Origin of the sequence: Alcanivorax jadensis T9 (assembly GCF_000756655.1) — a bacterium.
GTDB lineage: Bacteria > Pseudomonadota > Gammaproteobacteria > Pseudomonadales > Alcanivoracaceae > Alcanivorax > Alcanivorax jadensis.
Genome location: NZ_ARXU01000014.1, coordinates 26,458 through 41,753, shown reverse-complemented (window position 1 = coordinate 41,753; position 15,296 = coordinate 26,458). Strand labels below are relative to the sequence as shown.

Below are 15,296 nucleotides of genomic sequence, written 5' to 3'. Positions count from 1 at the left end.
TTGGCCACGAATAATTTGATATTGGTTAGTGACTTACCACCAAGTTGAGAATTTATCCCAACTGAAAAATCGCGAACGTTCGACATAATGCTAGTACGAGCGTGCTTTTTGGCAAAGTGCCTCCCCTTTAGAAATCCACTTTATATCAGCCAGTTAGCATTTTCTGTAAGCCATATCCTACAAATCCCGGGCTGGTTCTGGTGAAGACGGGGAAGTGGGCATGTTTGTGATGGGCGGGGTGTTCGCCATGCAAGCATAGCTCCAACGGGATATGGAAGTTATCGCAGTGCGCAGGTCGGGAGGGCATAAAAAAACGCGGCCGGGGCCGCGTTTTTTTGATGCTGAAATCCTGAGGATTTATCGCCCGATAATTTCCCGGGAGATGATTTCCTTCATGATTTCGCTAGTGCCGCCATAGATACGCTGGATGCGGGCATCCACGTAGTCGCGGGAGATGGGGTATTCCTGCATGTAGCCGTAACCACCAAACAGCTGCAGACATTTGTCGGCGACCACACCTTGCAGCTCGGTGGTGGTGAGCTTGGCGATGGAGGCGTTGGTGGCGGTGAGTTCGCTGCGGTCGTACTGGTCGATGCACTGTTCGCCGTAGGCGCGGTTAACCACCACCTGGGCGTGCAGATCCGCCAGCACGAAGCGGGTGTTCTGCAGGCTGGAGATCGGCTTGCCGAAGGCCTGGCGCTCTTTGGTGTATTCGATGGTGCGCTCGATCATGCCTTCGCAGGCAGCGATGGCGCCCAGGGCCAGGATCAGGCGTTCGCGGGGCAGTTCGTTCATCAGGTTGGCGAAGCCTTTGCCTTCACCACCGAGAATCTGGTCGGCGCCCACTTTCACGTCTTCGAAGAACAGCTCGGAGGTGTCAGCGGCGTGATGGCCCATTTTTTCCAGGTTACGACCACGAGCGAAGCCCGGCAGGGAGCAATCCACGGTGAACAGGGTCATGCCCTTGGAACCGGCGTTGGGGTCGGTCTTGGTGGCGAGCACGATGACGTCGCAGTGCTGGCCATTGGTGATAAAGGTTTTCTGGCCGCTGATCTTGTAGCCGTCGCCATCCTTGTCGGCACGGGTTTTCATGCCCTGCAGGTCGGAACCGGCGCCAGGCTCGGTCATGCCGATGGCGCCCACGGCTTCACCGGTAACCATTTTCGGCAGCCAGGTCTGTTTCTGCTCTTCCGTGCCCAGGTGCAGGATGTAGGGGGCAACGATATCGGAGTGCACGGAGATGTTGGAGGCCAGGGCACCGTAACCGGCGCGGGAGGCCTCTTCCACGATCACCGCAGACAGGCGGAAATTGGCGCCGAAGCCGCCGTACTCTTCCGGTACGTCCACGCACAGCAGGCCATTCTCGCCCATCTTGTTCCACAGCTCACGGGGGAACATCTCGGCTTTTTCCCACTGGTCGTAGTGTGGAGCCACTTCGTTTTCGAGGAATTTTTTGACGTTGTCGCGGAACAGTTCGATTTCGTTTTGATCAAGCATTTCAGACAGTCCTGTTGGTCAACGGCACCGCCCCGAGGTCGGGGCCGGCAAATCTATGGCCAACATTCTAGCGGCACGGTGTGAAGGCAACATCATCCGCGAGTGACTGTCCGGTCCGCTGTATACCGTTTTCCCGGGCGCTAACGCCGCTTCCGCCCCTGCAACGGACTTTCCCGCCGCAGGAGCGATGGGTTACATCAGATCGGCTCGATGCTGATATCGGCCTTGAGGGAATTGGCCACAAAACAATTGCGGTGGGCACTGGCGTGGAGCTTGTCCAAGGCAGCGGCTTCCGGTTCCTGTCCATCATCGAACACCACCCGCGGACGCAGGACGATGCGGGTGATGGCCAGGTGCCCGTCGCTACCCTTCTCCACCGTGCCGGTTGGTTGATCGATATAGCTGAGCACCTTGTGGCCCTGTTTGGCGGCAATCGACAGGAAGGTAAGCATGTGACAACTTGCCGTGGCGGCGATTACTGCCTCATCCGGGTTCACCCTGTTACCGCTGCCGAAGTATTCCGGTGAGGCCGAGGCCTGCACCACTTCGCCACCGGCGAAAGTCCACTCGTGTCCCCGGTTGAAGTGTTCGTAATCGAACGACGCGCCCGGCTTCAGATGCCAGGCGACCGTTGCACCGTATTCACTCATGATTCGCTCCCTCTGTTGCATCAAGGTTTCTGTTCTCCTGTTTCAACCATGATACTGCCGGGTCGCCAATGCAAGATTGTCGTGGATCAAACCTCCGGCTTCGGCGATAACAGGCAGCGCTCCACCTGATCCAGCACGCGGTTGCTGTACAGCAAGGCGCAGTGCCCCAGGTAAGGAACGTTGATGTTGGCTTCAGCACCATCCAGCACCGCGGTGGATACCGGCAGCACGTAGTTATCCAGGTTGGAGTAGATGGAGAAGAAACGGGCGCCGCCCGGGCAGCTACCGCCTTCTGCCAGCTCCTGCACAAAGGGACTCTGGTAGCGCATCTGCGCCGCAGAGCCCTGGGCCGGGAACAGGCCGGCGATGCGCGAGCCATAATGAGGGCTGCCGAGGGTGATCACCCGGTCGATCTTGCCGGCCAGACCCAGGTTTTTCAGGGCGTAGCGGGTCAGCGGCCCGCCCATGGAGTGGCAGACGATATGGGCTTTTTGCGCACCGGTGGAGGCGAGGATGCGCTCCACATGGTCGTTGACCTGCTGGGCCAGTTTGCGGGCGTTGATGTGCGGCGGGGTGTAGCTCACCGAATACACATTGCCCCAGCCACGCCATTTCAGCCGCCACTGCATGAACAGGAAGTTGGCGCTGTTACCGCCGTAGCCGTGCACCAGAATCACTGGGGTTTCCCCGTGGTGGCGGCTGCGCACCGGTGAGGCATCGTGGATCAGACGCAGCGGGTAGCTGAACACCAGCACGGTAAGGCTGGCGGCTTCCTTGATGATGCCCACCACGGTGGGCAACAAACGCAGCGGCTGCTCACCGGGCAGCTGCGCCTGCTCGGGAAAGCTGCGACGGTCGTAGAACCAGCACATGTAGAACAACAGGGTGATGGACACTGTCGTGAGTATCGCCAGTGCCAGAAGAAAAATGATCAGACCCATCCCGTAATTACTCCGTTGTTGTTTTTACCGACGCTAGGCCAGTGCCGGGGACCATGAAGCGCCGCTGGTATGACTGTCGGACAAGGTGTGAAGAGAATTCACAATTGGTCGCCCCCTTACCTGTTGGAGCTTTGCTCGCAAAGCGAAGTCCAAGGGTAATCTCAAACCTTAGCTTTGCGAGCAAAGCTCCAACGGCGGCTTTCTTCGGCTAGGCAAGCAGCCCCTGCTCTTGCAGCCAGGTTGTACAGTGCGCCACCGCTTCAGCCAGTTTGTCGTTCTGACCAAAGTAATAGTGGTTGGCCCCGGCCACCTCACGCAGGGTGGCTTGTCCTGATTGGAACCCGTCTAAGAGCCGGCGGGTATGGCTGGGGGTGCAGGCATTGTCTGCGGTGTTGCCAATCACAAAAGCAGGTATCCGGATTCGTCCGGCGCAGGCCGGGCCGTTGGCGCGGGAATCATCATAGCTCCACTGGCTCAGCCAGCCGCGCAGGGTGTTGAAACGGGCCAAGGCTACCGGGCCGTTGTTAACCGTTTGCGGGTCACCCAGATAACAGGTGCCGGGAGGACGCTGATTGGGGTCCTGCTGCGGGTCCAGCCAGCGCACATCGCACATGGTGCGGTGAACAATAAAACCATATTCCTCGTTGGGCAGACCCTTGGCGCGAAAGTCCGCCAACTTGCCTTTCACCCAGTCGGTGATGCGCCGGTTGCGGTCGATCTGCGCCTGGCGAAAACGGGCCACGAAGTCATCGCTATAAGGCGGCTGGTTGGGGCAGTTGGGATGGTAGATATCCAGTTGCCGGTCCCGCTGGTCCGGGTTGTTCTCATCCAGCACGGACGGGTCCAGCCATTCGGTCATGGTGATGGCCCGGGACACATGGGCAGCCAGCAGCATGATGCCATCGGCGGGGATCAGTTTCTGTGCGGTCAGATCATAGGGGTCGCCGGCCGGGGTCTCGGTGATCTGCGGGTCTTCCGCTTCCGCCTGGTAGAGCAGACTCAGGGAGCCGCCGCCGGACCAGCCCGCCAGCACCACTTTCTCAAAGCCGAGGCGCTCTTTGGCATCGCGCACGCAGGCGCCCAAATCCGCCACCACCTTTTCCATCAGCAGGGCACTGTCCGCTCCCCGGTAGCGGCTGTTGCAATAGATCACCGACAGCCCGGCCTTTGCCAGTGCCGATACCATGGGCAGGTAGGCGCCGCCGCCCACCGGGTGCATGAAGATCACCACGGTCTTGCCCGGGCCTGCGCTGGGTGTGAGCAGATGGGCCTCCAGGGCCACCAGACCCATTGGGCCAGCATAGGTATCCTTGAAACTGGATGGCTCGGTGAAGGTCACCAGATAGGGGGTACGGTCATAATGCTTGCTCATTGCGGCGCGTCCTTCTTGCTGGAGCCCTTCAGTTTTGAAAAGTCTGTCTTGCTCATGTCGATGCCGCGCAGGTCCAGGGCGGCGGCGCCAAAGGTCTGTTCTTTCAGGGCGCGGGTCTTTTCGGTCCATCCCTGGAGCACGCTGTGAGCGTTGGCGGCGTCTTCGGCCACCACGGCCTCGTAGCTGGCGTCCTTGATGGTGATTTCCAGCGGGATGCCGTTGGGGTCGAAGAAATAGATGGAATGGATGAACTCGTGGTCGATGGGCCCAAAGCAGGGGCGACCGGCCTGGTTGATGCGGCGACGCCAGTCCTTCAGTTCTTCCCGGGTATCCACTTCGAAGGCCAGGTGCAGGTCGAAGGCGCTGCGCGGGCGGAACAATTTTTCATCGGCGCCATCCGGGGCGTCGAAGAAGGCGATGAAGTTGTCGTCACCCATCTTGAAGAACAGGTGCATGTAGTCGATCTTGCGACCGGTGCCCGGCTCTTCATCGAAGACCATGGCCAGGGTCAGCGGCAGGCGCAGCACATCCTCGTAAAACCAGCGGGTCTGCTCCGCATCGCGGCAACGGTAGGCGCTGTGGTGCACATGCTTGAGCATGGCGCAATCCGGCAGGCTGCTCATGATTGGCTCCCGATTGTTGTTGTATTCGGGTGCCATTGTTGCCACAGGCTTGCCGGGAACTGAAAACCGAAACCACCAAGAACCTGTCAGTTCTGGCCACTCGCGCCGGGCCGACGACGGTGGCAAACTGTCCGCCCCTTTATTGGCAGCACGGCAACGCAAATGGCAGACCAGGCAATCATCAACGAAGTAGGCCTCCGCGACGGCCTGCAGAATCAACCGGTCACCGTGGACACGGACACCAAGGCCCGGCTGGCCCGGCTGCTGGTGGATGCCGGTATGCGCTATCTGGAACCGGTGAGCTTTGTCAGCCCCAAGGCGATTCCGCAGATGGCTGACGCCGCCGCGCTGACCCCTCTGCTGCCACAGGGTGACCATCTGCATTACACCGCCCTGATCCCCAACCTGAAGGGCTATCAGCTTGCCAAAGAAGCAGGCTACCCGACGGTGGCGCTGGTGCTGTCCACCACGGATTCCTTCAACGAACGCAACCTGCGCATGAGCCTGGAGCAGGCGGCACAGAGCTGCGAGACCATTATTGCGGCGGCTAGGGAAGACGGTATTGCCACCCGCACCTATATCTCCGGCGCCTTCGCCTGCCCCTACGACGGCCCGGTGCCGGTGAGCCTGCCTCAGCAGCTGGCCGAGCGCATGTTCGCCGCCGGCAGTAACGAGGTGGCCATTGCCGACACCATCGGCGCCGGCAACCCGCAGCAGATGAAAGCCATCATGACGCCGCTGATTCGCGACTTCGGCGCAGAACGGTTCTATGTGCACCTGCACGACACCCGTGGGCTGGCCGCCGCCATGGCCTGGGAAGCCGCGGATCTGGGGGTAAGAAAATTCGATGCCTCGGTGGGCGGCCTGGGTGGCTGCCCCTTCGCGCCGGGTGCCACCGGCAATATGGCCACGGAAGACCTGGTCTACCTGCTGGAAAGCTGTGGTCTGGATACCGGCATCAATATTGAAGGCCTGCGTGAGGCGGTGGCACTGGCCGCCGAAGCCACCCAGCGCCCGCTGGGCGGACGCATTCTCGACTGGATGGCCTCCCAGGAAAAACAGGGCAAGACGCCCTGCCTGTGGTAATCGACCCCTTGCGCACCAAACCCCGTTGTAAAAAACGCCGGGCAGTAAAACTGCCCGGCGTTTTTTAGTCGTTACTTTCCTGCTATCAGGGGGTATACGGATAGCGGAACTCACCTGACAACGAAATCGAATTATCATTGTCCGGCAGGACAGGCCCCATATTCCTCGCTACCAGCGTGGCAATATAAGTCCCTTCTACCAGACCATCGCTGACACTGGTGACATTGATGGTGCAAGACGCCCCTTCAGACAGGTTTTGAATGCCTGACTGGGTATAAGTGGCACCGTATGGAATATCCGCCGGGGTAGAGATCGTCATGGTCGGTTTCAGACCGCCGACTTCCGTGTTGCAGGTAAAGCTTCCGACCTGCATGGGAATGTTGGACCACACCATCCGCATCTGATTGTTCGGGAATCCCTGATCATCAAACTGGCGGAAGAAGTAGCCATTGCTGCCATTGGACGACACCTCCGATGCCAGCAGGAACCGCTCTCCGGCCACAAAATGGGTGCTACCATCGTCGATGGTCATGCTCACCCCCTCGGCTTCACTGCCCAGCACACCATCATCACCATTGTTGCCAGCATGGAAAGTCTGGGTGGTGAAGTTGCGGAACTTGCCGTGCACCACCAGGGTCCGCTCGGCAGCTGGCAGTTCAATATCGCCGGTAGCCAACCCGGAACCAAATGCCGCACCACCACCGTTACTGGGGCCCAACAGGGTAGCCGTATAAGAACCCAGATACTTTCGCCCGGCGTTCTGCTCGATGGTTACGGTGCAGTTACCGCCGTTGGCACTCTGGAATTTGAACAGCGGATCGCTAATAGTTATCCAGCCCATCTTCAGGGTCACTTCTGTGTCGCCATCATCGCAACTGTACTCACCTGCGCTGGGGCTGATGCTGCTGCCAGCCTGAATTCTAAGCTTTAGCGCGTGATCGGGATGCGAACCATCCAGCAACGGACGGCCACCCAGAAAATGTCCGGAACGCATCTCACGGGTGCCATTATCAATAGTGATATCCCAAAAGACCTCGTCTGTCAGGGCCGGTGCTTCGCCTTCCGTGCCGGTATGAATAAAGATACGGAACTGGCCACCGCTCAGGGTGACCTGGTCGTCATCCTTGTTGTTGACCAGCGTGGCACTGATGATGTGCCCTTCCGTGGCACCGTTGCTGAAGTGATAATCCACATCCAGTTCGCATTCGGTCGCAGTCCAGGTTTTCTGAACGGGCGGTGCAGAAGCATAATCAACCGTCAGCAACGATACTCCCGTGCTGGTACCACACAACTGGGTGCCTAGCATCCCATGTGCCACGTTCACCTGGGCCCATATCAGATCATCACCATTAAACGGCTTGGTATCGATGGTGTTGAAATCACTGTCATAGTTATGCGCCCGGATCTGACGCTTGGCCGTGGTCGCCATGAACGATTCAATAAAAGGTTGTTCCATCGCCCACACCTTACCGTCATGCACAATGGCAACCCCATTGCGCATGTCGAGCAACTCAGCGCCAGGCTCCGGCTCCGGATCAGTGCTCTCTTCCTGAATTAAGGCGCGAGTGGTTGCACCGGCACCGTCGTCATGAATGATTTCCATGACTTCCAGATCGGTATTGAGATATAGACGAACCCGCTCATCGCTATCTGACTGACCATAGTTCACAGCCACCCGACGATCCGCGTCAACGGTCTTGCGATCGTAAATTTCAACAATATCGTCAACGGTAAAGCTAATGCCGGTATCGAAATCAATATCGCCCTGCGGAGAAATTGTGACGGTACCACGCTCATGATCGCGCGTGGCGGTGCCACAGCTTGCGCAGTAACCGGGGTCTCCCTCGCCGCTGCCAATGACCGTATAGGTACCGGCATAATCGGTCAGCACATCCAGGTTCGCTGGCAATTCAGGGTCAACCGGTTCTTCATCTTCCGGCGCGTCAGGGAACTGGTTCAGGTTGCCGTCCTTGACCAGATTCAGCAGGGCGCTGTAATCGGCGATGGACGGGTCATCATCAATGGCTTCCTGGATCGCATCCAACACCTGATCCCAGGCATCACCAATCACCAGGGCTGTGCTGAACGGATCTCCCCCAGGCAAGGTAAAGCCAGCATTGGTCATGGCGGCGAGCAGCTCGGTTTTCTTGCTGGCAATGGTGCTGGCATCTGGCCAGTTGGCCGGTGTGGCAATCCAGCTACCGTCCGCCAGGCCGGTGGTGAGCGCCAGCACCATGTCGGTGATCGGGGTAATGTTGATCGTCCCCGGCTGGCTGGCATAGCTGCGCAAGGTAACCGGGGGGGTGCCTCCGGTCACCGTGAGCACACAGGGGAGTGAAGCATTCCCTACATTGCCACTCCAGGTGCCATCGGCATTGGTAGTCACGGTGGAGGTGAACCCGCTGCCATCGGCACATTCTGCGGTTACGGTACCGGTCTGGATGGCAGCGCCTACTGCCGCAGTACCGGCAAGACTGGATGACGATGGTGCGGCGGGACCACCACCGTTTGCTGCGCTGCCGTTACCGCTGCTTCCTCCCCCGCCACAACCTGCTATCGTCAGGATGACGCCCAACAGTCCAGCACCAAAAATCAACTTCCCTTTGATTGGCTGCATACCCGATCCCCACACTGCCTGTTTGAAATAGATACCTCAGCATAGGATTGAACGGGCAACAGCAGCACCCCCCAAACATGGGGGTACCATAAATAAGCACATCACTATTTAATCAGGAGGCATGTTCAGAAAGGGGCAGGCTCGCTACCGACCGGAATAACGACAAGGTGACTGACGAAACGCACCTGTCGGCGCTGTCGTATTCTGGTTTTCCGCGGCTGGGAGGGTATCGGCACGACTATTTTTTGCTGGCCTCGTGTCCGGCTTGCTCACCGGCAAACGTCTGCCGCTGGCTGCACAACGCTGGAAATCGCCCCACTGAACAGGCCGTCAGGACGGATTAACCAATCCCATGTGAATGGCTTTGAGTGTCGCCTCGGCCCGGGTATTCACCTGCAGCTTGGCATACACATCCTTCATGTATCCTGCTGCGGTGTAATGGGAAATACCCAGTTTTTCTGCCGCATGCTTCACGCTTAACCCTTTGGCAATCAGTGTCAGCATGTCCTGCTCCCGACGCGTCAGGGCCACATCCTTCTCACCGGCAAGCGGATGGAAGTGCTCGAGCAAACGTCGGGCAATGGAGGCGGACAGCGGTGGCCGCCCTTGCAGGATACCGGAGAGGTGGCCAGCAAACGCCTCTTCGGTGTCGTCCTTGAGCAGGTAGCCATCAGCACCGGCTCGCAATGAGCCGAACAGATGCTCGGCATCATCAAAGATGGTGGTAATGATGCATTGCGCGGCGGGGTTGGCTTTCTTGAATGGACGCACCAGGGACATGCCACTGCCATCTGGCAATCCAAGGTCGATCAGTGCCAGATCATATCGGTGCTGCTCCATGCAGCGGGAAGCATCGGCAAGATTGCTGGCGCGGTGCACCTGATCTGGATCAAGCATGATCACTACCTGCTGGTGCAACCAGTCAGCCACATCAGGGAGGTCTTCCACGATCAACACCTGTTTGACTGACAGCATGCTTACACTCCATGTGATAAGACTGGGCGTCCTACTAGAACCAGATTATAATTTCAGGCAGGCAATATAGCTCAATCAGGAAAAGTGGATGACACTGATTAGTCATTCATTGAAGACAGTTATAATAAGTACCAGCCCATGGGAGCAACCCCCAAAACAAGGGGGCGAGGGCGCCACATCAGACAAGGGATTTTCATGTTTTCACTCAAGACCCGGATTGCGATGGGCTTTCTGCTGGTGGTCGCTTACGGGCTGATGACCATCATTGTCGCACTGTCCCTGCCTGTCAGTGAAATTCACTTTCGGACCGATAAAGATACCATTGTTGCCACCCTTGAGGATGGCCGAGAAATTTCGGTGACACAGTTCAGTAACGACCGGCAGCGCATTCCCGCCGACCCGATATTGCTGCTGGAAGAACCGGATGTGCTGCCCGGTTATGCGGCAATGAATGATTTCTTCCGTGCCCACCAGTTCCTGGAAAGTGCCCTGACATCAGGAAGCTTGTCGCTGCAGGATGAAAACGGCAATGCAGTGGCGATTTCATCATCGTCACGTTCTCTGGTGTCGTTGCCCGGACTGTTCTGGCTACAGTTGATCTGCGGTCTGTCCGGCATGGTGATCTGTTTGCTGGTGTGGGTGCCTGCACGCAGCGACATTGCCATTAACTCCTTTGCCCTCACCGGGCTCAGCTACGTACTGTTCTCCTCTGCCGCCGCCATCTACAGCACCCGTGAACTGTTCATGCCCGGACAGCTTTTTGCACTGCTCTCTGGTATCAACCATTTCGGTGCCTTGCTGTTCTCCGCTTCACTGGGCGCTTTTCTGTGGAACTACCCGCGCCAGGCACCCTCGATCTGGTTTAGCGGCATGTTCTATCTGTTATTTGCCGTTGCCATTGTGGTCGATCAGGCTCAACTGGTGACCACCCCCGCCGCCGGCTTCCATTCATGGGTGATGGGAATTTTCCTGCTCGGCCTGGGAGGGGCATTCTGGCAGGCCTGGAAAACACGCGGGCATCGGCAGGATCGCATCGCCCTGCGCTGGACAGTGCTGTCCATTGTTCTGGGTACCGTTTTCTTTGCAGGCGGCATGATTGTTCCTGCCATGCTGACCATGCCAACCCCGGCGTCCCAGGGACTGCTGTTTACCACCTTCCTGCTGATGTACCTGGGCATGGCCATGGGCGTTGTGCGCCATCGTCTTTTCAACCTGGAACCCTGGTGGTTTTCTCTCTGGTCCTGGCTACTGGGCGGCCTGGTCATCATGCTCACCGACCTGCTGCTCGCCACCCTGCTCACCCTCTCCGGTCCTGCCACGCTTGCCCTCTCCGTGGCACTGATTGGCTGGCTGTATTTCCCGGTTCGGCAGTACCTTTGGGGCAAACTAATCCGCAATCAGCGGCAGGGTCTGGACAGTTGGCTGTCCCAGGCGTTGCCTGCCATGTTGCAGGAGCAACAGAACGCCCCGGAACAGTCCGGCATTGCAGCCGCTCTGCAAGCGGTATTCTCACCCTTGTCCCTAAAGCGCGCAGAGGGGCCTGTGGCAAACGTTAGCATTGAGGACAACGGCAACCGTTTGCTGGTGCCTGATTCCAAAGAACCCCACCATTTCGAATTACTTCACCCCCACGACGGGCAACGGGTTTTCAGTCGGCACGACGTGGAAACCAGCAAACTGGTATTGGCTCTACACACGCTGGTCAATCAGACACGTACAGCTCGCGAAGAGGGTGCCAGCGAGGAACGCAATCGCATTCGCAGGGACATGCATGATGATCTCGGCGCCAAACTCCTGCACCTGCTGCATAAGTCTCCTGCTGATAGCAAGCCGCTGGTTCGCGAAGCCATCGCTGATCTGCGTGATCTGCTCAAGGCCATGGAAGGGCACGCCCTGTCACTGGATGCCGCAGCCTCGCAATGGCGCGAAGAAACCTCCCGGCGCTGCAGGGATCACGACGTTACCCTGCAGTGGAACGAAAACATCATCCCCGCCACGCTACACGCGATGCAATTCAGCGAAACCACCCGCATTATTCGTGAAGCGGTGAGCAATGCTCTCAAGCATTCCGAGACGCCCCTCCTGTCTGTCACCCTGCATGGCGATACTGACAAACTGAATATCATCATCGCCAACAGTGGACTCGACCCGTCAGCCACGCCCGGGCCACAACGAGGACTGAATATCATGCAGTTCCGCGCGAGCAAGATCGGTGGCGGCTTCGAATTTGGTATTGCGGATCAACACTGGCAGGTTTTGCTATCCGTTCCTGTTAACAGATAAATAAAAAATGGCGGGGAAGTGCCCGCCATTTTTTCTCTCGCTAACATGCCGTTTCAGTGCGGGACGTTCTTCGCATTTTTTTCTGACGATAAACGAAAAAACGGGCCGAAATACGGCCCGTTCTCTGCCCTGATTAGCGGGATGACGCTGCCTTGCTAGCCGCCATCTCAAGCAATCCACTTGCCAGCTCCTTGCTCTCTGCATCATAGGACGCAGGAATCAGGTTAACCTGATAACGGGTAATATCCCTGGCCGTGGAACTGGAGGTACCGCTCATGGCACTCAAAAAACCCAGGCTTTTAGTGAATCCGGAAGTCAGCTTGTCACTTGTGGTCGTGACATCCTCAATGCTGCTGTAGAAGGTGTTGGCCGTAGCCAAGGCGTTGGTGGTGCTGAAAACCGGCATGTGATTGGGCTTGATCATGCACTCTTCCTTGCCGAAACGGCTCCAGCATTTTTGCTTCGAGAGCGGCTGGAAGCGCACATCACCGCTCGCGGCCAACTGAATGGTGGCATCTACCTTTGCGGAATCCTTGCTGGCAAAACCGCCAAAGCTGCTGTGCCCGTCTGATTCCAGCTGTGCAAAGTCAATCAGGATATTAACGTTGACGCCGGTCAGACTCAGATCCTTCATGAGGCGACCTTCGTGCTGCTGCGCGGAACTGCCTCCGGCTGCCTTAAAAGCCTGACCCAAACCGCTGGCGGTGCCGATGTAACGCGGATCAGAGATGCTCTCTCCTTCTCGCCCCAATACCAGATACCGGGTACCGGCATTGCCTTTGTATTCAAAGGGGCTTTCACGGCCTTCTGCATGCATTGCCTGGTAGTGAGGATTTGCCTTGATGGTGGCGTGTGGCACTACCTGAAAACCCGCGTTTGACAGTTGCTTCTCGGCGTTATCACAGGCTTCGTTGGCAATGCGCTGCATTTCCGCTTCATCCACACCTTTGGCAGCATAGGTAACTGAAACCGTCACATCGGAGCGCCGGGTCGTGCCTGTAGCGCGGGTGGCATCAGACCGGAAACCACCGCTGGTAGAAGCCGATGCAGAACTGTTCACCCCGAACATGACATTGCAGGACAAAACACCGACCTTGTCGACACCCGACATGTACTTTTCGTTTTCTGCTGCAATGAAGCTGTCTGCCTGGCTGGCCGCACTGCCATTGGCATCGTAGCTGGGCGCCTTACTGACAGTGGTCGCACAACCGGATACCAATGTGGCCAACGCCACCGCCGAAATCGTCTTGTTCCCTGACATCATTTTCATGTGTTTACCCCATGGATGTAATTGGATTTTTTAGTCGCCCAACGCTTCCCACTGGCGATTTAATCCGCGCCGCAGTTGCCGGTTTTTGGAACGGGTCATACACGGCGTATCCGCATTTCAGCCAGAAGAAAATGAACGGCCTTCATCCAAGGGGAGAGGAAAGGGAAAGGAGCCGCCAGATAGCTTAATAGGCATCCCTGCCGGCCAAGTCTGAGACCAACAGCTCCATTGCCATGACCACTTCCCTGGAGGAGAAGTCTGTCACATGCTACTTGGCTATTTGTGGAACGTGACCCCCCTGAACAGGGGGGCAATTCGGCGAAGGGGAGATCATTCCCGTCGTTGCGACGGATATGAACGGGACCATCCATCACTGGGGGCGCTACGATTTCAGTTCGTCAACCCTGCGCGCTCAACCCGTACCGCCCGCACCCCATCACCTCCGGTTTCCCGGGCCGCGTAAAGAGCCTGGTCGGCAGTACGCAACAGGTCATCGGTATCCGGCAGACTCGCTCCCTCTTCCGGCATCAGGGCTGCTACGCCAATACTGAGAGTGACCGGCCGGGGCAGCTCGCTCAAACTGGCCACCGCTTGCCGGCAGCCCTCAGCCAGCTGCAACGCCTGGTTAATGCCGTGCTCGGGCAACAGGGCCATGAAGACATCGGCGCTGTAGCGGCCCACCGTGCCCTTGCCTCCTACTACGTCGCGCAGGCAGACCGCCAGGGTGGACAACAGGGCATCCCCCTCGCTGTGACCACAGGCCTCGTTGATCCCCCTGAACCCGTCCACTTCCATGAACAGGCAGGCCAGGGGTTCGCCACTGCGGGTGCAGCTACCGTGAGCCTGTCGCAGCAATTCCATCATCACCGCACGATTGCTGAGGCCGGTCAGGCCATCGGTGCGCGCCAGCTCGGCCAGCTCCACGTTCAGCTGTTCCAGCTCATCACGGTTTGCCTGCAGGGCCGCTTCGGCCTCACGCTGAGCAGAGACATCCTTGATCTGAGACAGGAAACAGCGTGGAGAGCCATCGGCATTACGCACGATGGACACCGCCAGCAGTGCCCACACCAGCTCACCGTTTCGGTGAAAATACCGCTTCTGCATCCAGTACTGGTTCTTGTCCCCGCACAGCAGGGATTGCACGTGGGCGAGATCCTTGTCCAGGTCTTCCGGGTGGGTAATGCTCTGGAAGTCCATGCCCAGCAGTTCAACGCTGGAGTAACCCAGCAGGTCACAGACGGCATCGTTGACCCGCAACCATCGGCCATTCGGAGCCACAATGGCCATGGGAATGGCTGCATGCTGGAAGGCCGCCTCGAACAGGGCTTCACTGGCTTCCCGGGCAGGATAGTTCTGGCCCTGTTGGCAACGCAGCTGATCCTGTGCCAGGGCATGGCTGAGGCTCTCGGCCATCAGCTCGACAAATTCCAGCTCCTCCATGGTAAAGGGCTCAGGGCGAATTTGGGTATCACTGAAATTGAGTGTGCCGACAATCTCGTCGCCATCGCGCAACGGCGCGGCGATGTAGGATTCCAGCTGCATTCCCAGATAAACCGGGTGGCTGCGCATTTTCTCCAGCGCACCCACGTGATGCAGGGCAACCGTACCGCGTTTGCTGACCACCGATTCGCAGTAGGTCTCACCCAGTGCGAACACCTCTCCCCTGCGGATCGCAGCCCCGCCACCTTCCACTGCCGACACGGTATAACGGCTATCACGAATCTCACTGACAATGCCGATGGAAAGCCCCAGCAGCTCGCAGCCCCGTTTAATGTAAGCCTGAAAAAGGGCGGGCAGGTCGGTCCGATCCTGTAACGATAATTGATGCAGCGCGCGCATGCTGGTCACGCTGAAATCCCGCAGATCATCCACTGTGCGGTCCTGAGAAGTCCGTTGATAGAAAGATCACTCTACTGGCTGTCGGGCAGCCGGAAAATGAAAACCTGGACGTAACGGCATATTGACCATCGCCTGATCCTGCC

11 protein-coding genes are annotated in these 15,296 nt (G+C 58.1%); 2 read left to right on the top strand and 9 right to left on the bottom strand.

Translation table 11 applies throughout. The annotated features are described in order from the left end of the window. Window positions 1–357: 357 nt before the first annotated feature. The 5 genes from T9A_RS14375 to T9A_RS14355 form a co-directional block, all read right to left on the bottom strand. The gene (locus tag T9A_RS14375; protein ID WP_035249771.1) at window positions 358–1,497 is read right to left on the bottom strand and encodes an acyl-CoA dehydrogenase family protein; all 1,140 of its coding nucleotides are present in this window, start codon (window positions 1,495–1,497) and stop codon (window positions 358–360) included. Window positions 1,498–1,694: 197 nt separating this feature from the next. Then, entirely contained in the window at window positions 1,695–2,147 is a 453-nt protein-coding gene (locus tag T9A_RS14370) for an OsmC family protein (protein ID WP_035249769.1), read from the bottom strand. Window positions 2,148–2,233: 86 nt separating this feature from the next. Then, window positions 2,234–3,088: an esterase/lipase family protein gene (locus tag T9A_RS14365; protein ID WP_035249767.1), complete on the bottom strand. Its 855-nt coding sequence runs from the start codon at window positions 3,086–3,088 to the stop codon at window positions 2,234–2,236. 208 nt (window positions 3,089–3,296) lie between these two features. Then, window positions 3,297–4,460 (bottom strand): alpha/beta hydrolase, encoded by a 1,164-nt coding sequence (locus tag T9A_RS14360; protein WP_035249765.1) that lies wholly within the window; start codon window positions 4,458–4,460, stop codon window positions 3,297–3,299. Further along, window positions 4,457–5,083 carry a VOC family protein gene (locus T9A_RS14355; RefSeq protein ID WP_035249763.1) on the bottom strand — a complete coding sequence of 209 codons (627 nt, stop codon included), beginning with the start codon at window positions 5,081–5,083 and terminating at the stop codon, window positions 4,457–4,459. Before T9A_RS14355 ends, T9A_RS14360 begins: the two co-directional genes overlap by 4 nt. 162 nt (window positions 5,084–5,245) lie before the next feature. Between T9A_RS14355 and T9A_RS14350 the strand changes: the two genes are divergently transcribed. Next, window positions 5,246–6,169: a hydroxymethylglutaryl-CoA lyase gene (locus tag T9A_RS14350; RefSeq protein ID WP_035249761.1), complete on the top strand. Its 924-nt coding sequence runs from the start codon at window positions 5,246–5,248 to the stop codon at window positions 6,167–6,169. An 85-nt stretch (window positions 6,170–6,254) separates the two neighbouring features. Here the strand turns inward: T9A_RS14350 and T9A_RS16705 are convergent, their stop codons facing one another. Both T9A_RS16705 and T9A_RS14340 read right to left on the bottom strand, forming a co-directional pair. After that, window positions 6,255–8,786, bottom strand: a complete 2,532-nt coding sequence (locus T9A_RS16705) for a hypothetical protein (RefSeq protein ID WP_156964912.1) — start codon at window positions 8,784–8,786, stop codon at window positions 6,255–6,257. Window positions 8,787–9,116: 330 nt separating this feature from the next. Next, on the bottom strand, window positions 9,117–9,761 hold the full coding sequence (locus tag T9A_RS14340; protein ID WP_035249759.1) for a response regulator: 645 nt from the start codon (window positions 9,759–9,761) through the stop codon (window positions 9,117–9,119). 195 nt (window positions 9,762–9,956) lie between these two features. Here T9A_RS14340 and T9A_RS14335 point away from each other — a divergent pair, with 195 nt between their 5' ends. Further along, window positions 9,957–12,044: an ATP-binding protein gene (locus tag T9A_RS14335; protein ID WP_035249757.1), complete on the top strand. Its 2,088-nt coding sequence runs from the start codon at window positions 9,957–9,959 to the stop codon at window positions 12,042–12,044. A 133-nt stretch (window positions 12,045–12,177) separates the two neighbouring features. On the opposite strand, the gene T9A_RS14330 is transcribed toward T9A_RS14335, so the two are convergent. Beyond that, entirely contained in the window at window positions 12,178–13,314 is a 1,137-nt protein-coding gene (locus tag T9A_RS14330; RefSeq protein ID WP_035249755.1) for a hypothetical protein, read from the bottom strand. Between the two features lie 390 nt (window positions 13,315–13,704). Further along, the gene (locus T9A_RS14325; protein WP_035249753.1) at window positions 13,705–15,186 is read right to left on the bottom strand and encodes a sensor domain-containing diguanylate cyclase; all 1,482 of its coding nucleotides are present in this window, start codon (window positions 15,184–15,186) and stop codon (window positions 13,705–13,707) included. Window positions 15,187–15,296 lie beyond the last annotated feature (110 nt).

Excerpts from the sequence above, each read along its gene's own strand:
- T9A_RS14375 (WP_035249771.1), bottom strand. The coding sequence starts at position 1,497 with ATGCTTGATCAAAACGAAATCGAACTGTTCCGCGACAACGTCAAAAAA.
- T9A_RS14370 (WP_035249769.1), bottom strand. The coding sequence starts at position 2,147 with ATGAGTGAATACGGTGCAACGGTCGCCTGGCATCTGAAGCCGGGCGCG.
- T9A_RS14365 (WP_035249767.1), bottom strand. The coding sequence starts at position 3,088 with ATGGGTCTGATCATTTTTCTTCTGGCACTGGCGATACTCACGACAGTG.
- T9A_RS14360 (WP_035249765.1), bottom strand. The coding sequence starts at position 4,460 with ATGAGCAAGCATTATGACCGTACCCCCTATCTGGTGACCTTCACCGAG.
- T9A_RS14355 (WP_035249763.1), bottom strand. The coding sequence starts at position 5,083 with ATGAGCAGCCTGCCGGATTGCGCCATGCTCAAGCATGTGCACCACAGC.
- T9A_RS14350 (WP_035249761.1), top strand. The coding sequence starts at position 5,246 with ATGGCAGACCAGGCAATCATCAACGAAGTAGGCCTCCGCGACGGCCTG.
- T9A_RS16705 (WP_156964912.1), bottom strand. The coding sequence starts at position 8,786 with ATGCAGCCAATCAAAGGGAAGTTGATTTTTGGTGCTGGACTGTTGGGC.
- T9A_RS14340 (WP_035249759.1), bottom strand. The coding sequence starts at position 9,761 with ATGCTGTCAGTCAAACAGGTGTTGATCGTGGAAGACCTCCCTGATGTG.
- T9A_RS14335 (WP_035249757.1), top strand. The coding sequence starts at position 9,957 with ATGTTTTCACTCAAGACCCGGATTGCGATGGGCTTTCTGCTGGTGGTC.
- T9A_RS14330 (WP_035249755.1), bottom strand. The coding sequence starts at position 13,314 with ATGAAAATGATGTCAGGGAACAAGACGATTTCGGCGGTGGCGTTGGCC.